The organism is Arthrobacter sp. 210 2 (genome assembly GCF_059093025.1).
Map to the genome: position 1 here is coordinate 198,308 of NZ_JBNHIE010000004.1, position 19,809 is coordinate 218,116.

General features: G+C 65.5%; 15 protein-coding genes. 14 read left to right on the forward strand and 1 reads right to left on the reverse strand.

Going from position 1 to position 19,809, the window contains the following annotated elements; all coding sequences use genetic code 11:
• Positions 1-55: 55 nt before the first annotated feature.
• The 6 genes from AC5RWA_RS10485 to AC5RWA_RS10510 all read left to right on the forward strand — a co-directional run bounded on the left by AC5RWA_RS10485 (position 56) and on the right by AC5RWA_RS10510 (position 7,989).
• Positions 56-1,333 carry an ABC transporter substrate-binding protein gene (locus AC5RWA_RS10485; protein ID WP_176156721.1) on the forward strand — a complete coding sequence of 426 codons (1,278 nt, stop codon included), beginning with the start codon at positions 56-58 and terminating at the stop codon, positions 1,331-1,333.
• A gap of 33 nt (positions 1,334-1,366) precedes the next feature.
• Positions 1,367-2,305, forward strand: coding sequence for a carbohydrate ABC transporter permease (locus AC5RWA_RS10490; RefSeq protein ID WP_494057545.1), 939 nt, complete (start codon positions 1,367-1,369; stop codon positions 2,303-2,305).
• A complete protein-coding gene (locus AC5RWA_RS10495) occupies positions 2,302-3,192 on the forward strand; it encodes a carbohydrate ABC transporter permease (RefSeq protein WP_079595325.1) in 891 nt (296 codons plus the stop codon). Before AC5RWA_RS10490 ends, AC5RWA_RS10495 begins: the two co-directional genes overlap by 4 nt.
• 47 nt (positions 3,193-3,239) lie before the next feature.
• Positions 3,240-4,958: a glycoside hydrolase family 13 protein gene (locus AC5RWA_RS10500; protein WP_079595326.1), complete on the forward strand. Its 1,719-nt coding sequence runs from the start codon at positions 3,240-3,242 to the stop codon at positions 4,956-4,958.
• 148 nt (positions 4,959-5,106) lie between these two features.
• A complete protein-coding gene (locus tag AC5RWA_RS10505; RefSeq protein WP_494057546.1) occupies positions 5,107-7,023 on the forward strand; it encodes an amylosucrase in 1,917 nt (638 codons plus the stop codon).
• 108 nt (positions 7,024-7,131) lie between these two features.
• Positions 7,132-7,989, forward strand: coding sequence for a prephenate dehydratase (locus AC5RWA_RS10510; RefSeq protein WP_115523591.1), 858 nt, complete (start codon positions 7,132-7,134; stop codon positions 7,987-7,989).
• Here AC5RWA_RS10510 and AC5RWA_RS10515 read toward each other — a convergent pair.
• Positions 7,971-9,884 (reverse strand): FAD-binding monooxygenase, encoded by a 1,914-nt coding sequence (locus tag AC5RWA_RS10515; protein WP_494057547.1) that lies wholly within the window; start codon positions 9,882-9,884, stop codon positions 7,971-7,973. The two genes, AC5RWA_RS10510 and AC5RWA_RS10515, sit on opposite strands and share 19 nt — an antisense overlap.
• A 221-nt stretch (positions 9,885-10,105) precedes the next feature.
• Between AC5RWA_RS10515 and AC5RWA_RS10520 the strand changes: the two genes are divergently transcribed.
• The 8 genes from AC5RWA_RS10520 to AC5RWA_RS10555 all read left to right on the forward strand — a co-directional run bounded on the left by AC5RWA_RS10520 (position 10,106) and on the right by AC5RWA_RS10555 (position 19,776).
• A complete protein-coding gene (locus AC5RWA_RS10520; protein WP_494057548.1) occupies positions 10,106-11,566 on the forward strand; it encodes a fumarylacetoacetate hydrolase family protein in 1,461 nt (486 codons plus the stop codon).
• Positions 11,559-12,242, forward strand: a complete 684-nt coding sequence (locus tag AC5RWA_RS10525; protein ID WP_494057549.1) for a GntR family transcriptional regulator — start codon at positions 11,559-11,561, stop codon at positions 12,240-12,242. The genes AC5RWA_RS10520 and AC5RWA_RS10525 overlap by 8 nt, the downstream gene beginning before the upstream one ends.
• A gap of 37 nt (positions 12,243-12,279) precedes the next feature.
• On the forward strand, positions 12,280-13,821 hold the full coding sequence (gene hpaE, locus AC5RWA_RS10530; RefSeq protein WP_494057550.1) for a 5-carboxymethyl-2-hydroxymuconate semialdehyde dehydrogenase: 1,542 nt from the start codon (positions 12,280-12,282) through the stop codon (positions 13,819-13,821).
• A gap of 43 nt (positions 13,822-13,864) precedes the next feature.
• Positions 13,865-14,944, forward strand: coding sequence for a 3,4-dihydroxyphenylacetate 2,3-dioxygenase (gene hpaD, locus AC5RWA_RS10535; protein WP_494057551.1), 1,080 nt, complete (start codon positions 13,865-13,867; stop codon positions 14,942-14,944).
• Between the two features lie 2 nt (positions 14,945-14,946).
• Entirely contained in the window at positions 14,947-15,732 is a 786-nt protein-coding gene (gene hpaH, locus AC5RWA_RS10540; protein ID WP_494057552.1) for a 2-oxo-hept-4-ene-1,7-dioate hydratase, read from the forward strand.
• The gene (locus tag AC5RWA_RS10545; RefSeq protein ID WP_494057553.1) at positions 15,717-16,520 is read left to right on the forward strand and encodes an HpcH/HpaI aldolase family protein; all 804 of its coding nucleotides are present in this window, start codon (positions 15,717-15,719) and stop codon (positions 16,518-16,520) included. Before hpaH ends, AC5RWA_RS10545 begins: the two co-directional genes overlap by 16 nt.
• A gap of 70 nt (positions 16,521-16,590) precedes the next feature.
• The gene (locus AC5RWA_RS10550; protein ID WP_494057554.1) at positions 16,591-18,096 is read left to right on the forward strand and encodes an NAD-dependent succinate-semialdehyde dehydrogenase; all 1,506 of its coding nucleotides are present in this window, start codon (positions 16,591-16,593) and stop codon (positions 18,094-18,096) included.
• A gap of 270 nt (positions 18,097-18,366) precedes the next feature.
• Positions 18,367-19,776, forward strand: coding sequence for an aldehyde dehydrogenase family protein (locus tag AC5RWA_RS10555; RefSeq protein ID WP_494057555.1), 1,410 nt, complete (start codon positions 18,367-18,369; stop codon positions 19,774-19,776).
• Positions 19,777-19,809: the final 33 nt, after the last annotated feature.

Genomic DNA, 19,809 nt, shown 5'->3' on the forward strand with positions numbered 1-19,809 from the left:
CGTATAGGACTTAAATATAAGATCCAAATAAACTCTGTGAGACCCTGAGGAGCCGATGTTGCCACCTTTGCCGTCCAGAGGGACGCGAGTCTCCCGACGCACCTTCCTTGCCGCTGCCGGGGGCGCACTGGCCGCTTTCGGCCTGGCAGGGTGTGCTCCGGGAGGAACCCGTCCCACCATCACGTTCCACCAGTCAAAACCGGAGGCCGTGCCATACTTCCGCGATCTCGCGGCGAAGTTCACCGCGTCGCAGGACCGCGTCCGCGTCCTTCATGACATGGCGACAAATCTTTCTGCCAGCTTTGTGCGCAGCAGTCCGCCGGACCTCGGTTGCCTCAACTACAACCTTGAAATGGCCCGGTTCATGGAGCGCGGCGCCCTCTCCGACCTTTCCGATCTCCCGGCAGCAGCTTCCATCCGGAACGACGTTCTGGACCTCACGAACTGGTACCCCACCTACCCGGGCCGTACGAGCGTCATCCCCTACTCGGTCATGGCCGCCTCGGTCATCTACAACCGCCGCATCTTCGAGCAGAACGGGCTGGCCGTTCCCACAACCTGGGACGGACTGATTGAAGTATGTGAGGTGCTAAAGGCGGCGGGCATCACGCCCATTTACGGCACCTTCCGCGACCCCTGGACCATCGCGCAGGGCCTGTTCGACTACACGGTGGGCGGCATGGTCAACGTGCGCGAGTTCTATAAAACAATGCACGGGATCGGCGAGGATGTCGGACCGGATTCCGAAGTGTCGTTCCAGAAAACGATGCTCGAGCCAGTGCAGCGCATGGTGCAGCTGACGTCCTACGTCAACCCCGATGCGTCGAGCCGAGGCTACGGTGACGGCAACACCGCCATGGCGCAGGGACAGGCGGCGATGTACTTCCAGGGGCCGTGGGCCTTCGGAGAAATTGAAAAGGCGGGGACCGATGTGGATCTGGGCACCTTTCCACTGCCAATGACCAGCAATCCCGCCGACCTGAAAGTCCGCGTTAACATCGACCTTTCGCTGTGGGTTCCCGAAGCCGGCAACGCACAGGAGGGGGCCCGCGCCTTCCTCCAGTACCTCATGCAGCCGGAAATCCAGAACTCCTACAATGCCGAATTCCTGGGATTCGGCACGGGTAAGGACGCACCGGCGGTCACCGACCCCCGAATCGTTGAGATGCAGAAGTACTACGACGAGGGCCGTTTCTACATGGGTGCCTCACAGTTCATTCCAAACTCGATTCCCGCCGCCAACTACCTCCAGTCGATCATCGGCGGCGCCGACGCCGAGAGCACGCTCCGCCGTATGGACGCCGACTGGGCGCGCCTGGCTTTCCGCGCGTGATCACACTTCCAACGCACGAAACGAGGACCATTCATGTCATCGACGACTAAGCCTTCCCCTCGAGCGGTGGTGACGGCCCCGGCAGCGGTGAGAGCGGCAAGAGCGCGCAAGAGCCGCATCGATCCGCTGTACTACTTTTTCCTGTTTCCTTCGCTCGTAATTTTCACGCTCGCCGTCACGCTGCCGGCCATACTCGGCTTCGTCTACAGCTTCACGAACTCTGTTGGCTTCGGCGACTTCGACTTCATCGGCATCCGAAACTTCATAGCGGTGTTCCAGGATGAGGGGGTCCTCAGCGCCTACGGCTTCACCCTTGCCTTTGCGCTCGTGACCGTCATTGTCGTCAACGCCGTGGCCTTTTTCCTGGCTGTGGGACTCACGTCCCGTGTCCGCTTCCGCGCCGCCCTGCGCACGGTATTCGTTATCCCCATGGTGATCTCAGGCATCGTCATCGCGTTCGTCTTCCAATACCTCTTCTCGAACTCGCTGCCGCTCCTGGGCCAAGGCATGGGAATCGAACCGCTGGCGACCAGCATCCTCGCCAACCCCGAACTCGCGTGGCTGGCCATCGTCTTCGTCACGGCGTGGCAGTCGATTCCGAGCGCGATGCTGATTTACATCGCGGGGCTCCTCACGGTTCCCGCCGAGGTGTACGAGGCAAGCTCCATCGACGGAGCAACGCCCTGGCACAACCTGCGGCACATCACTTTGCCGCTCGTCGCCGGGTATGCAGTGATCAATATGGTCCTTGGTTTCAAGAACTACCTCAACGCCTACGACATCATCGTGGGCCTTACCGACGGCGGCCCGGGCGTCGCTACACGCAGCGTCGCCATGTCGATCTTCCGCGGCTTCGAAGGCGGCGACTATGCCTACCAGATGGCCAACGCCGTGATCTTCTTCCTCATCAGCATCGTCATCGCACTCATCCAGCTTCGCTTCACACGTGGCAAAGGAGGGATCGCCGCATGAGCAGCGCACCCAGCACCATCCCAGGAGGATCCGCCGCCGCCGGAAAGAAGCAAAGGATCCGCGCCGGCCGTGAACGCAGCAACTGGCCTGCCACCATCGTCCTGATCGTCTGCACGCTCAGCGTGCTCGTGCCGCTCTACGTCACCACGAGCATGGCGTTCAAAACCACCGGCCAGGCTGTGGACGGCAACGCCTTCTCGCTGCCAAGCCCGCTGACGTTCGACAGTTTCGTCCAGGCATGGACGCTCACGAACTTCCCCCGCGGCTTCGCGATCTCCGTGTTCGTCTCCGTGACCGCCGTAGCGGGGGAAATCATCGTCTCGGCGCTGGCAGCCTACGCGATCGTCCGCAACTGGGACCGCCGGCTCTTCCGCTGGTCCTTCTTCTACCTGCTCGCGGCGATGTTCATCCCGTTCCCCGTGGTGGCACTGCCGCAGATCCAGCTCACCGGCCTCGCCGGTCTGGACAACCCGCTCGGCGTCGCGATCCTGCACATCGTCTTTGCCCTGGCGTTCAACACCATGCTGTTTACCGCGTTCCTGCGCTCCATCCCGCTGGAGCTGGAAGAAAGCATGCGCATCGACGGCGCCGGCACCTGGCAGGTGTTCTGGAAGCTCATCTTCCCCCTGCTCGCACCCATGAGCGCCACTGTCGGCATCTTCGCTTTCATCGCCTCATGGAACGACTTCATGATGCCGTCGCTCATCATCTCCGACCCGGAACTGCAGACCATCCCGGTGCTGCAGAAGATCTTCCAGACCCAGTTCAGCAACAGCTACAACGTCGCCTTCGCCTCCTACCTGATGGCGATGGCGCCCGCGATCGTCGTCTACCTGTTTACCCAGCGCTGGGTCATGTCCGGACTCACCCAGGGCGCCGTGAAATGATCCCGGCCGCGAAACCGACCTCCACGAAAAACGCAAAGGACCCAGCCTTGCCCTCCATCGCCACCACGGCAACCAGCACCGAACCCAAAACCATGGCCGACCCCAACTGGTGGCGCCAGGCCTCGGTCTACCAGATCTACCCCCGCAGCTTCTCTGACTCCAACGGTGACGGCATCGGCGACATCAACGGCATCACCGGCAAGGTCCCGTATCTGAAGGATCTGGGGGTCGACGCGGTCTGGCTGAGCCCGTTCTACCCTTCAGCCCTCGCCGACGGCGGCTATGACGTGGACGATTACCGTAATGTTGACCCGCGGCTCGGCACCCTCGAGGACTTCAGCCATATGGCATCCGCCCTGCACGCCGCAGGCATCAAGCTGATCGTGGACATCGTCCCCAACCACTCCTCAAACCGCCACCAGTGGTTCCAGGAAGCCCTGGCCTCGCCCAAGGGGTCCCCGGCCCGCGACCGCTACATCTTCCGGGACGGACTGGGCGACAACGGCGAACTGCCGCCGTCAGACTGGGACTCCGTGTTCGGCGGTCCCGCATGGGAGCGCATTACTGAACCTGACGGGACGCCGGGGCAGTGGTACATGCACATCTTCGCCAAGGAACAGCCGGACTTCAACTGGGACAACACCGAGGTCCGCGACGACTTCCTGACCACCCTGCGCTTCTGGTCCGACCGGGGCGTGGACGGCTTCCGCATCGACGTGGCCCATGCCCTGACCAAGAACCTCGAAGAGTCCCTCCCCAGCAAGGCAGACCTTGAAGCCCAGGGCGAGGCGCTTTACCTTGCCGGATCACATCCGTACTGGGACCGTGACGAAGTCCACGGGATCTACGCCGAGTGGCGCAAGGTCTTCAACGAATACAGCCCGCCGCGCACCGCCGTCGCCGAAGCCTGGGTGCACGCGGACCGCCGTGCCCGTTATGCCAGCCCGGAGGGGCTGGGCCAGGCCTTCAACTTCGACCTGCTGCAGGCAGACTTCGACGGCGCCCAGTTCCGGAAGATCATCACCAAGAACCTCGCCGAGGCCGAGGCTTCCGGCGCTTCCTCCACGTGGGTGTTTTCCAACCACGACGTCGTCCGGCACGCCACCCGCTACGGGCTCCCCGTGCCAGGGCCCTCGGCCGAGGGCGGGATCATGGCCGGCGAGGCCGGCAAGCAATGGTTGCTCGCCGGCGGCAAGCAGGAAGACGTCGACGCCGAACTCGGCCTGCGCCGCGCCCGCGCCGCATCGCTGCTGATGTTCGCCCTTCCGGGCTCTGCATACCTGTACCAGGGCGAGGAACTGGGCCTGCAGGAAGTCGGCAGCGAAATCCCCGACTCCCAGCGCCAGGACCCGGCCTTCTTCCGCAACAAAGGCGTGGAAATCGGCCGCGACGGCTGCCGCGTCCCGTTGCCATGGACAGCCTCCGGCACCTCGTTCGGTTTCGGGACCGGCGGCGCGCACCTGCCGCAGCCCGAATGGTTCGCCAGCTACTCCGTGGAAGCCCAGGAGTTGCAGGACGACTCAACCCTGTCCCTCTACCGCCGCGCATTGGCCCTGCGGTCACAGCTGCAAACCGCCGAAGCGCTGGAATGGCTGGAAACCGGGAGGACCGATGTCCTGGCCTTCCGGCGCCCCAACGGCTGGATCTCCGTCACCAACTTCGGGACGGAAGCCTTCGGACTGCCCGACGGCGAGGTCCTGGTCTCCAGTTCGCCGCTCATGGCAGGTTCCCTGCCCGGGGCAACCACTGCCTGGCTCCAGGCGTAGCCGGTGAAACCTCCCGTGTCCGCTGCCGCGTCCTGGTCCAGGTCCAGGTCCATGTATAGGTCCAGGTCAACGCGCGGAAGTGTGGCGTGGAATACTTCCCTACAGGTGCTGCCGGAACCGCCGGCGGAAGTGGGAAAGGGCCGTGGGCATGCAGAAATCCGTTAGTGCGGACGAAATGACCCGGCAGCATGTCCTCACGGCGCTTTTCCGCGAACGGACGGCCGGGCTCAGCCCGGACCCGGTCTTTGACCGAAGGCTGGACCGGCATCTCCCACAGCTGACGGAACTGTTTGGCTCCCTGTACGGTTCCCGGCCGGACTGGCAGGAACAGCTGGCAGCCTTGGTGGTCCAGAGCGCCCGGTCCTGGCAGGAGCGCCCGGCTCAACTCAAGGAGCTGGACGCGGAGCGGGAAGGCAACAGCGGCTGGTTCCAGTCCAACACCATGCTGGGCGGCGTCTGCTACGTGGACCGCTACGCGGAGAGCCTGGAGGGAGTGCGGGCACGCATTCCCTACTTCAAGGAGCTCGGACTCACCTACCTGCACCTGATGCCGCTGTTCCTGGCCCCCGAACCGCACTCCGACGGCGGCTACGCGGTGTCCAGCTACCGTGAGGTCAACCCGAAGCTGGGCACCATGGAGCAGCTTCGCTCGCTGGCGGCCGAACTCCGCAGCAACGGGATCAGCCTGGTGGTTGACTTCATCTTCAACCACACCTCTGACGAGCATGAGTGGGCCCGGAAGGCGGCCGCAGGGGACCCGGAGTACAGCGATTACTACTGGATTTTCCCGGACAGGACCATGCCGGACGCCTTCGAGCAGAATGTCCGGGAGATTTTCCCGGAGAACCATTCAGGCTCGTTCATCCAGATGGAGGACGGGAGGTGGGTGTGGGCAACGTTCCACACGTACCAGTGGGACCTGAACTACTCCAATCCGGATGTTTTCCGCGCCATGGCCGGCGAGATGCTGTTCCTGGCCAACCAGGGCGTGGACATCCTGCGCATGGACGCCGTGGCCTTCATCTGGAAACAGCTGGGCACGCCCTGCGAGAACCTTCCCGAGGCGCACACCCTGCTCCGGGCCTTCAACGCGGTGTGCCGGCTGGCGGCTCCGTCGCTGCTGTTCAAGTCGGAGGCCATCGTGCATCCGGACGAGGTGGCGCTCTACATCGACCCCACCGAATGCCAGATTTCCTATAATCCCCTGCAGATGGCGCTCATCTGGGAGTCCCTGGCCACCCGGGATGTCTCGCTCCTGGCCCAGGCCCTGAAGCGCCGGCACAACATCCCCGAGGGGACGTCCTGGGTCAACTACGTCCGAAGCCATGACGACATCGGCTGGACCTTCGCGGACGAGGACGCCGCGGAACTGGGCATCAACGGCTTCGACCACCGCCGCTTCCTCAACTCCTTCTACGTCAACCGCTTCCCCGGCAGCTTTGCCCGCGGCGTCCCCTTCCAGGACAACCCGCGCACCGGAGACTGCCGTATTTCAGGTACGACGGCGTCGCTGTGCGGCATGGAGGTCAACCCGGCCGAGGCGGTGGAACGGATCCTCCTGGCCCACTCGGTTGCCTTCAGCACCGGCGGCATCCCGCTCCTGTACCTCGGCGACGAGGTGGGCCAGGTCAATGATTACGATTACGCGGATGAGCCCGGCCACGGGGATGACAGCCGCTGGGTGCACCGGCCGCACTACCCGGCCGCGCAGTACGCCCGGCGCACCGATCCGGCCACACCCGGAGGTGCCGTTTACGCGGGCCTGCAGCGGATGATCGAGGTCCGCGCGAACACTCCTGAGTTTGCCGGGACCACATTGATCGATTTCCAGACCCACAACCGGGGAGTCCTGGCCTACCAGCGGCCGGGCGGCGTGACCACGGGCGGAACCCGCGTCCTGGCACTCGCGAACTTCAGCAACGTTCCCCAGTCCCTGCCCGCGGAAACCTTCGGCGGGTTCCTGCCCGCCGCCGTCGACCTTCTCTCGGAAGCCCGCCTGCAGCTGAACGAAGGCGTCATGCTCCTCCCCCGGCAATACGTCTGGCTTCGCGTCACCCCGGTGTGACGCACCCTCCCCAACTGGGTAGCGCCAAGGGTCGTTTCAACTGCCCATAACGACACTTAGCGCTACCCAGTTGGGTCCGCGGGCGCGGGGCGTGAAACCATACGGATCATGGCCCAGAAGATTGCGTACCAGGGTGAGCCCGGCGCCAACTCCAATATCGCGTGCAAGCAGATGTTCCCCGAGCTGGAAAGCGTCCCGTGCGCCAGCTTTGAGGACGCCTTCGAACTGGTGGCCAGCGGCGAGGCGGACCTGGCCATGATCCCCATCGAGAACTCGATTGCGGGCCGCGTGGCGGACATCCACATCCTGCTGCCACAGTCCAACCTGCAGATCGTGGGCGAGTTCTTCCTGCCCATCCACTTCGACCTGCTGGGCATCCCCGGCAGCACCATCGAGGACGCCACCGAGGTCCACAGCCACATCCACGCTTTGGGCCAGTGCCGGAAGCTGATCCGCGAGCATGGGCTCAAGCCGGTCATTGCCGGGGACACCGCAGGCTCGGCCCGCGAAGTGAGCGAATGGAACGATCCCCGGAAACTCTCCCTCGCTCCCCCGCTGGCTGCCCAGATCTACGGCCTGGAAGTGCTTGCTTCACGGGTTGAGGACGACCCCTCCAACACCACCCGCTTTGTGGTCCTGGCCCGCGAAAAGGAACTGCCGGCCCGGGACGAACTTCCCGGACCGGCAGTCACCAGCTTTGTGTTCCGCGTCCGCAACGTCCCCTCCGCCCTGTACAAGGCGCTGGGCGGCTTCGCGACCAACGGCGTCAACATGACGCGGCTGGAAAGCTACATGGTAGGGAACGAATTCGCTGCCACCATGTTCATGGCGGACGTCGAAGGCCACCCCGAGGACCTGCCGCTGAAGCTGGCCCTCGAGGAACTGGACTTCTTCACCACCGAGGTGCGGATCCTCGGCGTGTACGCAGCCGCGGAGTACCGGACGGCTCAGACAGCGGCGGCCTGACGCGGCTTCGCCAGCGGCGTTTTCAGGAGCGGTCCGAAGAACGCGCCGAGTTCGGCCGTCGCCGTCAGCGGCAGGACGTTGGCCACGTATTGGTCCGGGCGGACCACCACCACCACGCCGTTGCGGTCCAGGCCGCGCAGCTCAAAAATGTCCGCGGACGGATCGGTGGCGTACACCTTCTCGTAGTCGGTCAGTTTGAACGGGCCCACCTGCGGTTTGAAGACGGCGGGAACCTGTCCGATGTCCACGGCCGTGTGCGGCTGCTGGTAGACCACCTTCACGTCGAACCAGGCGTCGGGGTCAGCGCCCGAAGGCGTTGCGGCCAGCGGTGAGTCCGGCGAGTTGGCGATCCACTCGGCGAAGTCCGCCACACCTGATTGCCCGCCTGCCGGCGCTGCGTCGGCGAAGACGTAGATGCGCCAGCGGCCGTCGGCTGTGGCGTGGTGGCCGAGGTGGAGCGGGTTGGTATCACCGACGCGGACCACGGGCGCGGACTTGAAGCGCTTGCCCACAGGAAAGCCGGTGGCCAGGCCCTGGTGCGTGGCGGGTGCCACCAGCATGGACGGCGCGTATTCGGTCATGAAGCCGGCTGGGAATTCGGCAGTGCGCACGTAGAAGTCCTCGAGGTCCGAGGGGTTTTCGAACTCCTCGGGCTTTTTGGCCATCATGGTGGACCATTCCTTGTCGAAGTCGATCAGGTTCTTGGCCACCACCTGGCGCTCCGCCGAGTAGGTGGACAGCAGGCTCTCCGGGCTGCGGCCTTCGAGGACGTGCCCCAGTTTCCAGGCGATGTTGAAGCCGTCCTGCATGGACACGTTCATGCCCTGGCCGGCTTTTGCGCTGTGGGTATGGCAGGCGTCGCCGGTAATGAAGACGCGCGGCGTGCGGGTGCCGCGGTCCTCCGGCAGGACGTCGTCGAACCTGTCGGTGAGCCGGTGCCCCACCTCGTAGACGCTGTGCCACGCCACGTTCCGCACGTCCAGGGTGTAGGGGTGGAGGATCTCGTTGGCTTTGTCGATGATCTGTTCGATGCTGGTGTTGCGCACGGCGTGGTGCGTGGCCGGGTCCACCTCGCCAAGGTCCACGTACATGCGGAACAGGTGGCCGCCTTCCCGGGGGATCAGCAGGATGCTGCCCTTTTCACCCTGGATGGCGCACTTGGTGCGGATGTCCGGGAAGTCGGTGACGGCGAGGGTGTCCATCACGCCCCAGGCGTGGTTGGCCTGGTCGCCGGCGAGGGTGCAGCCGATTGCCGCGCGCACTTTGCTCCTGGCGCCGTCGGCCCCCACCACGTACTTGGCGCGGACAACGCGCTCCCGGCCTTCGTTTGGGCCCGCGGTGTGGAGCAGCGTCACGGCCACGGGGTACTCGCCCTGCTCCGTAACCTCCAGGCCTTGAAACTCGTAGCCGTAGTCGGGCTTCAGGCGCGTAGGCGAGTTGGCCGCGAATTCGGCGAAGTAGTCCAGCACGCGGGCCTGGTTGACGATGAGGTGCGGGAATTCGCTGATGCCCATCTCATCATCCACGGCGCGGGCCGTCCGGATGATGTTCGAGCGGTTGGCGGGGTCCGGCTTCCAGAACGCCATCTCGGTGATCCTGTATGCCTCCGCGATGATCCGTTCGGCAAAGCCGAAGGCCTGGAAAGTCTCGACGCTGCGCGCCTGGATACCGTCGGCCTGGCCGATCGCGAGCCGTCCGGGACGGCGCTCAATAATCCGCGTGGTGACATTCGGGAACATGGACAGCTGCGCGGCGGCGAGCATTCCCGCAGGACCTGTGCCGACGATCAGCACGTCAACCTCGTCCGGAAGTTCATCGGGGCGGTTGAGTCCGACGCCGGCGGCCGGCTTTACCCGCGGGTCTCCGGATACGTAACCGTGATGGTGAAACTGCACGGGATGTCCTCACTTCGTTGTGTGGCTGGGAAGCCAAGAGGTGTTCGATAATAGAACTGGGGTTTCCATATGAGAAAACCTGCTGTTGGAGCATCACTGTACGCCACCTGTGATGCAGACGACAAGAGTGCCGGAAGAGGCCGGAATGCAGGGGTTGACAACCGCCAGGTATCGAGCGAAAGTGATCGTATACGATTTCGTACCTGATAAGGGAGACAGTTTTGGAGCAGGTCAGCGGCGACACCCTGGCTGCGGCACGCAAGGTGATCGCGGTGCACATCAACTACCCAAGCCGTGCTGCCCAGCGGGGACGAACCCCGGCGCAGCCCTCCTACTTCCTCAAGCCGTCGTCGTCGCTCTCCCTGACGGGGAGCGCCGTCGAACGCCCCGCGGGCTGCGAACTGCTGGGCTATGAGGGCGAGATTGCACTGGTCATCGGCAAAACCGCACGCCGGGTGGGCATCGATGACGCCTGGAGCCACGTTGCCGCCGTCACTGCCAGCAATGACCTCGGTGTCTACGACCTGCGCTACGCGGACAAGGGATCAAACCTCCGGTCCAAGGGCGGTGACGGCTTCACGCCGGTGGGCCCGGCACTCATCCCGGCAGACGCCGTCGACCCCGCCCAGCTGCGCATCCGCACTTGGCATAACGGCCAGCTGGTCCAGGACGACACCACGGAAGACCTGCTCTTCCCGTTCGCCCGGCTGGTGGCGGACCTGTCCCAGCTCCTGACCCTCGAGGAAGGGGACATCATCCTCACCGGCACCCCCGCCGGCGCCTCCGTCGCCAAACCCGGTGACGTCCTCGAAGTGGAAGTGTCCGCCGGCGGCCTCTCCACTGGCCGCCTGGTCACCAGGGTGGAGGAAGGCACGACGCCGTTCGCTGACTTTGGTGCCGGACCGAAGGTTGACGACGTGCAGCGTGAGGAGGCGTGGGGCTCACGCGAGGCTGCTGGCCTTCCTGCCCCTGCCAGCACCCTCACCCCTGAGCTGAAGGCCAAGCTGGAGAGCGTGGCCACGGCCACCCTGTCCTCCCAGATGCGCAAGCGCGGCCTTAACAACGTGAGCATCGACGGCCTGCAGGCCACCCGGCCGGACCGCCGGGTGGTGGGACTGGCCCGCACCCTGCGGTACGTGCCCAACCGTGAGGACCTGTTCAAAACCCACGGTGGCGGGTTCAACGCCCAAAAGAAAGCCATCGATTCCGTGAACGAGGGCGAAATCCTGGTCATGGAGGCCCGCGGTGAAAAGGGCACCGGCACCGTGGGCGACATCCTGGCCCTGCGCGCCCAGGTCCGCGGCGCCGCTGCCATCATCACCGACGGCGGCGTCCGCGACTACACCGCCGTGGCCGGCCTGGACATGCCCACCTACTTCGCCAACCCGCACCCGGCAGTGCTGGGACGCCGCCACATCCCGTGGGACACGGACATCACCATCGCCTGCGGCGGCGCCACCGTCCAGCCCGGCGATATCATCGTGGCCGATTCCGACGGCATCCTGGTGATCCCGCCGGCCATCGCCGAAGAACTCGTGGACGACTGCATCGCCCAGGAGCAGGAAGAAGCGTTTATCTTCGAGATGGTCAAGCAGGGCAACAGCGTGGACGGCCTCTACCCGATGAACGCCGAGTGGCAGGCCCGGTACGAGGAATGGAAGGCAGGCGAGGCGAATGACTGAAACATTGGCTGAGTTTTCCGCTGCGGCCCCTGCCGGCAGCAAGTCCGAACAGGCCTACCAGGCCGTCAAGGCACGCATTGTGGAAGGCACCTACACCCCCGGCTACCGGCTGGTCCTGGGCGCCATCGCCAAGGACCTCGGGTTCAGCGTGGTTCCGGTCCGCGAAGCCATCCGCCGGCTGGAGGCTGAAGGCCTGGTGACGTTCGAACGCAACGTGGGTGCCACGGTGGCCGGGATCGACCCCACCGAATACCTCTACACCATGCAGACCTTGAGCATCGTGGAAGGCGCCGCCACCGCATTGTCCGCTCCCCTGATCGATGCTGTGGCAATAGCCAGGGCCCGGGCCGTGAACGAGCAGATGCGCGAATGCCTGGAGCACTTTGATCCCGTCCGCTTCACCCAGCTCAACCAGGAATTCCACAGCGTCCTGTTTGAGCACTGCCCCAACCCGCACATCCTGGACCTCGTCCACCGCGGCTGGAACCGGCTTGCAGCACTGCGGTCCTCCACCTTCCGTTTCGTCCCCGGCCGCGCCCGCGATTCCGTGGACGAACACGAAGCACTCCTGAAGCTGATCGAATCCGGCGCCGATGCCGACGCCATCGAAAAAGCCGCCCGGCTCCACCGCTCCGCCACCCTGGACGCCTACCTCGCCCAGGCCAAAACCATCTGACACTCCCCACCCGTTCAGAAGCAGTAAGGAAACAACAATGACGTTCACTGCAGCAGAAACAACCGCCCATTACGTGCCCCAGGATCTGCCCACCCACATCCAGCACTACATCAACGGCCAGTTCGTTGACTCCGTGGGCGGCAAGACCTTCGATGTGCTGGACCCGGTCTCCAACCGGAACTACGCCACCGCCGCCGCCGGCCAGAAAGAGGACATCGATCTCGCCGTTGCCGCCGCACGCGAAGCGTTCGTGAACGGCCCCTGGCCGAAGATGAAGCCCCGCGAACGCGCCCGCATCCTGAACAGGATCGCGGACGCGGTCGAGGCCCAGGAAGCCCGGCTCGCCGAGCTCGAAACGTTCGATACCGGCCTGCCGATCACCCAGGCCAAGGGCCAGGCGCTCCGTGCTGCCGAGAACTTCCGGTTCTTCGCGGACCTGATCGTGGCCCAGTTCGACGACGCCATGAAGGTCCCCGGCTCGCAGATCAACTACGTGAACCGCAAGCCGATCGGCGTCGCAGGCCTCATCACCCCGTGGAACACCCCGTTCATGCTCGAGTCCTGGAAGCTCGCCCCGGCCCTGGCCACCGGCAACACAGTCGTCCTCAAACCCGCCGAGTTCACCCCGCTCTCGGCCTCACTGTGGGCCACCATCTTCAAGGACGCCGGGCTCCCGGACGGCGTGTTCAACCTGGTCAATGGCCTGGGCGAGGAAGCCGGCGACGCCCTGGTCAAGCACCCGGACGTCCCGCTGATCTCCTTCACCGGCGAAACCACCACCGGCCAGACGATCTTCCGGAACGCGGCCGCCAACCTCAAGGGCCTGTCCATGGAGCTCGGCGGCAAGTCCCCGTGTGTCGTGTTCGCCGATGCCGACCTGGACGCCGCGATCGATTCGGCGCTGTTCGGGGTCTTCTCCCTCAACGGCGAACGCTGCACCGCAGGCTCCCGCATCCTCGTCGAGCGCGCCATCTATTACGAGTTCTGCGAAAAGTACGCCGCCCGTGCAAGGAACATCGTGGTCGGAGACCCGCACGATCCCAAGACCCAGGTGGGCGCCCTGGTCCACCCGGAGCACTACGAAAAGGTGGCCTCCTACGTGGAGATCGGCAAGTCCGAAGGCCGGCTCCTGGCCGGCGGCGGCCGCCCCGACCACCTGCCCGAAGGCAACTACATCGCACCCACGGTGTTCGCCGACGTCGCCCCCGACGCCCGGATCTTCCAGGAGGAAATCTTCGGACCCGTCGTGGCCATCACCCCGTTCGAGAACGACGACGAGGCCCTCGCCCTGGCCAACAACACCAAATACGGCCTCGCCGCCTACATCTGGACCCAGAACCTCACCCGGGCCCACAACTTCTCGCAGAACGTCGAAGCCGGCATGGTGTGGCTCAACAGCCACAACGTCCGCGACCTCCGCACGCCGTTCGGCGGCGTGAAGGCCTCGGGCCTGGGCCACGAGGGCGGCTACCGCTCCATCGATTTCTACACCGACCAGCAGGCGGTGCACATCACCCTCGGCACCGTCCACACTCCCAAGTTCGGCAGCATCGAAACCTCCGCCGCCAACGAAGGCTAACCCCTTAATTACTGAAGAACCTGCTCAAAGAAGAGAGACCATCATGACCAACTTCGTCCCCACCCCATCCGTCCCGGCACCGGACATCGTCCGGTGCGCCTACATGGAAATCGTGGTCACCGACCTCGCCAAGTCCCGCGAGTTCTACGTTGACGTCCTGGGCCTGCACGTCACCGAGGAAGACGAGAACGCCATTTACCTGCGCTCCCTCGAGGAGTTCATCCACCACAACCTGGTGCTCCGCAAGGGACCCATCGCCGCCGTCGCCGCGTTCGCCTACCGGGTGAAGTCCCCCGCCGAGGTGGACGCCGCCGAGGCCTACTACAAGGAACTGGGCTGCCGGGTTGAGCGCCGCAAGGAAGGCTTCACCAAAGGCGTCGGTGACTCCGTCCGCGTCGAGGACCCGCTGGGCTTCCCCTACGAGTTCTTCTACGACGTGGAGCACGTGGAGCGCCTCACCCAGCGCTACGACCTGTACTCCGCCGGCGAACTGGTCCGGCTGGACCACTTCAACCAGGTCACCCCCGACGTCCCCCGCGGCCGCGCCTACCTGGAGGACCTCGGCTTCCGCGTCTCAGAGGACATCAAGGACTCCGACGGCGTCACCTACGCCGCGTGGATGCACCGCAAGCAGACCGTCCACGACACCGCCCTCACCGGCGGCAACGGCCCGCGCATGCACCACGTCGCGTTCGCCACGCACGAGAAGCACAACATCATCCAGATCTGCGACAAGATGGGCGCCCTGCGGATCAGCGACCGGATCGAACGCGGCCCCGGCCGTCACGGCGTGTCCAACGCGTTCTACCTCTACATCCTGGACCCGGACGGCCACCGCATCGAGATCTACACCCAGGACTACTACACAGGCGACCCCGACAACCCCACCATCACCTGGGACGTCCACGACAACCAGCGCCGCGACTGGTGGGGCAACCCCGTGGTCCCCTCCTGGTACACCGAAGCCTCCCTGGTCCTGGACCTGGACGGCAACCCCCAGCCGGTCATCGTCCGTGAGGAAAAGAGCGAAATGGCCGTCACCGTCGGCGCCGACGGCTTCTCCTACACCCGGCCCAGCGAAGCAGCCGGGGCTGAGGGCTTCAAGCTGGGAGCGCAGCTGTAGCCATGCTGGATGACAGGACGATCGAGGCCATCGCGGACGAGCTGGTGGAGGCCGGCCGCACCCGCACCCCCGTACCGCGGCTCACTGCCCGGTACCCGGACATGACCGTGGAGGACTCCTACGCCGTGCAGCAGTTGTGGCGGCGCCGGAACGAGGAGGCCGGCCGGACCCTGGTGGGGCGCAAGATCGGCCTCACGTCCAAGGCCATGCAGGCGGCCACGGGCATCACGGAGCCGGACTATGGGGCCATTTTTGATGACATGGTGCTGGAGACCGGCTGCTCGGTGGAGTGGGACAAATACACCCACCCCCGGGTGGAGGTGGAGCTGGCCTTCGTGTTGAAGGACGGTTTGAAGGGTCCCGGGGTCACGATCTTCGATGTCCTGAAGGCCACCGACTACGTGGTTCCGGCCCTGGAAATCCTCGATTCCAGGATCGAGATGGAGGGCCGGACCATCGTGGACACCATCTCCGACAACGCAGCCATGGGCGCCATGGTGATCGGCGGCAACCCGGTGAAGCCGGACGCCGTGGACCTCCGGTGGGTCTCGGCCATCCTGTATAAGAACCAGACCGTGGAGGAGACCGGCGTGGCCGCCGGAGTCCTGGACCAGCCCGCTAACGGAGTGCACTGGCTGGCCAACAAGATTGCCGCCCACGGCGATTCGCTGAAGGCCGGTGACATCATCCTCGCCGGCTCATTCACCCGCCCGCTCTGGGTTTACAAGGGTGACACCGTTCACGCTGACTACGGACCTTCGGGGAGTGTCACATGCCGCTTCGAATAGAGGACACCTTCCGGTCCGCTTTGGGTGAGGCCAAGCGCCCGCTGGCCGGGATGTGGGTTTGCTCCGGCAGCCCCCTGGTTGCCGAACTGTGCGCGGGGTCCGGCCTGGACTGGCTGCTGGTGGACGCCGAGCACAGCCCCAACGGGCTCGAGTCCGTCCTCACCCAGCTCCAGGCCATCCACGGCTACCCGGTCCACACCCTGGTCCGGCCGCCCGTGAATGACACCGTGATCATCAAGCAGTACCTGGACCTCGGCGTGCAGAACCTCCTCATCCCCATGGTCAACTCCGTCGCCGAGGCCGAGGCCGCCGTGGCGGCCACCCGCTACCCGCCGATGGGCGTTCGCGGAGTGGGGTCAGCCCTGGCCCGCGCCGCCCGCTGGAACCGGGTGCCGGATTACCTGGCCCGGGCCGGCGAGACCATCAGCGTCACCGTCCAGATTGAGTCGACGGCGGCAGTGGACTCTGTGGCGGACATCCTGAAAGTCGATGGCGTGGACGCCGTCTTCGTCGGGCCCTCCGACCTCGCCGCCTCCATGGGCCTGCTGGGACAGCAGGAACACCCTGAGGTGCGCGCCGCCGTCGAACACTGCCTCGCCGCCGCGAAAGCCGCCGGAAAGCCGGCCGGGGTGAATGCCTTCAACCCGGACACGGCCCGCCACTACCTGGACCACGGCGCAGACTTCATCCTGGTCGGCGCCGACGTCGCCCTCCTGGCAAGAGGCTCCGAAGCCCTTGCCAAGCAGTACATCCAGAAGGCCGACGGCGACACCCCTGCCAGCTACTAACGGTGGTTGAGCCCGTAACCCGCCACCGGTGGTTGAGCCTGTCGAAACCCTGAACTTCCCTAGGAGCACCATGACTCTTTCTCCCGCACTTTCCCCTGCCATCTCACGGGAGCGCGAAGCCGCACTCCTTGCGTCCGTTCCAACCGGCCTTTTGATTGGCGGGCAGTGGCGCGACGCGTCCGACGGCGGCACGTTTGACGTGCACGATCCCGCGACCGGGGAGGTGCTGGCCACGCTCGCCTCCGCCACCAGCGATGACGCGGTCGCCGCACTGGATGCCGCCGACGCCGCCCAGGCGTCCTGGGCCCGGACCGCGCCGCGGGTGCGGGCCGAGATCCTCCGGCGCGCCTTCGACCTGGTCACCGAGCGTGCCGAGGACTTTGCCCTCCTCATGACCCTGGAGATGGGCAAGCCCCTGGCCGAGGCCCGCGGCGAGGTCACCTACGGCGCCGAATTCCTGCGCTGGTTCAGCGAGGAAACCGTCCGCGACTACGGCCGCTACCTGACGTCGCCGGAGGGGAAGAACAAGATCCTCGTCCAGCACAAGCCGGTCGGGCCCTGCCTGCTCATCACCCCGTGGAACTTCCCCCTGGCGATGGCCACCCGCAAAGTCGCACCCGCAATTGCTGCGGGCTGCACGATGGTCCTCAAACCCGCCAAACTCACACCCCTCACGGCCCAGTATTTTGCCCAGACCATGCTCTACGCCGGCCTCCCGCCCGGGGTCCTGAACGTCGTCGCTTCCTCCTCCGCGTCCGGGATCTCCGGGCCGCTGCTGAAGGACTCCCGCCTCAGGAAAGTGAGCTTCACCGGGTCCACCCCGGTCGGCAAGCGCCTCATGGCAGACGCCGCGCAGAACGTGCTCCGGACCTCGATGGAACTCGGCGGGAACGCCCCCTTCATCGTCTTCGAAGACGCCGACCTGGACGCCGCCGTCGAAGGGGCGATGGCTGCCAAGATGCGGAACATGGGCGAAGCCTGCACCGCAGCGAACCGGTTCCTCGTCCACGAATCCGTCGCCGCCGAGTTCACGCAGAAGTTCGCCGCGGCCATGGGCGCCCTGGCCACCGGCCGCGGCACGGAAGCTTCAACGCAGGTGGGTCCGCTGATCGACGCCGGAGCCCGCGACGACGTCCACGCCCTGGTGGCTGCCGCCGTCGACGCCGGAGCGGTGGCCGTCACCGGCGGCGGACCCGTGGACGGGCCCGGCTACTTCTACCAGCCCACCGTCCTCGCCGATGTGCCCAACGGTGCGGCTATCCTGGGCCAGGAAATCTTCGGGCCCGTCGCCCCCGTCACCACCTTCACCACCGAAGAGGACGCCATCCGGCTGGCCAACGCCTCCGAGTACGGCCTCGCCTCTTACCTCTACAGCCGCGACTTCAACAGGCTGCTGCGGGTGGCCGAGCAGATCGAGTTCGGCATGGTCGGCTTCAACGCCGGCGTCATCTCCAACGCCGCAGCACCCTTCGGCGGCGTCAAACAATCCGGCCTCGGCCGCGAAGGCGGCACCGAAGGCATCGCCGAATACACCACCACCCAATACATCGGCATCGCCAACCCGTACGCGCGCTGACCCCGGTCAACGCAAACACCGACGTCACGCACGGCACGCTTTTGATGCACCGCAATCGCGGGACCCCCGGAAAACCGGGACCCGCCGTCGGTCGTCCCGCAAAACGGTGCCCTGCGTGACGCAGGTGCTGAGCAACGCGCGTGACCGTTCCTTCAACGTCAAGGGTCCTGCGCACATAGACAAGAGACGCGCGGCAAGCTCGGCCAGACTGGGAAGCAACCCGCCAGGCCGCCCGGCCGGCGCCCTTGCCTACTCGAAGTGGAGTAAACCTTGGAAACCTATGATGCGCTTCTTGCGTCCATTACCCCCACGTCCGGCCCCACCCGGACCATCCTGGACCCGGCCACGGGTGAAGCGGTAGGTGAGGCCCCCATCCACAGCCTCGAATACCTCGAGCAGGCCGTCGCCACCGCCGTCGAGACGCAGCCGGCATGGGCTGCGTTGGGCCACGACGCCCGTTCCGCCGCGCTCCTCAAGGCCGCCGACGCCGTCGAACGCTCCGCCGAGGAACTCGCCCAGCTGCTCTCCCGTGAGCAGGGCAAGCCGCTGAATGGCCCCAACGCCCGCTTCGAGGTGGGCGCCTGCGTCGCGTGGCTGCGCGCCACGGCCGGGCTGCCCCTTGAGCCTGAAACTCTTGTTGATGACGGCCAGACCTATGCGGAGTTGCACTACAAGCCCATCGGCGTTGTGGGCGCGATCGGTCCCTGGAACTGGCCCATGATGATCGCCATCTGGCAGATTGCCCCGGCCCTGCGGATGGGCAACGCCGTCGTGGTCAAGCCATCCGGCAACACTCCGCTCTCCGTCCTGGCCCTGGTCAAGGTCCTCAACGAAGAACTCCCCGACGGCATCCTGTCGGTAGTCTCCTGCGGCCGGGAAGTCGGCGCCCGCCTCACCAACCACCCCGCCATCGGCAAAATCATGTTCACCGGCTCCACCGCCGCCGGCCGCGCCATCATCAAATCCTCTGCCGACACCGTCAAACGCCTCACCCTGGAACTGGGCGGCAACGACGCCGGCATCGTCCTGCCCGATGCCGACCCCAAAGCCATCGCCGAAGACATCTTCTGGGGCGCCTTCCTCAACACCGGCCAAACCTGCGCCGCCCTCAAACGCCTCTACGTCCACAACGACATCTACGACGCCGTCTGCGAAGAACTCACCGCCGTCGCCAAAGCCATGCCCATGGGCAACGGCCTCGACGAGAACAACGTCCTCGGCCCCCTGCAAAACAAAGCACAGTACGACGTCGTCGCGAACCTCGTGGAGGCCGCCAAGGACTCCGGCGCCCGCGTACTCCTGGGCGGAAACCCGGACACCGACCAGCCCGGCTACTTCTACCCCACCACCCTGGTGGCGGACATCGACAACAACAACCCGCTCGTCGCCGAAGAACAGTTCGGCCCCGCCCTGCCGATCATCCGCTACAGCACCATCGACGAAGCAGTGGAAAAAGCCAATGGACTCGACGTCGGCCTCGGCGCCTCCGTCTGGTCCTCGGACCTTGCAGCGGCACGCGAGGTCGCCTCCCGCATCCAGGCCGGCACCGTGTGGATCAACAAACACGGCGCTGTGGACCCCCGCATCCCCTTCGGCGGCGCCAAGCAGTCAGGCTACGGCCTCGAGTTCGGGGTCGAAGGCCTGAAGGCCCTCGGCGTACCCCAGGTCATCAACGGCTAAGCCAAATACCGGCGTGCTGCCCTGGCGACGGGA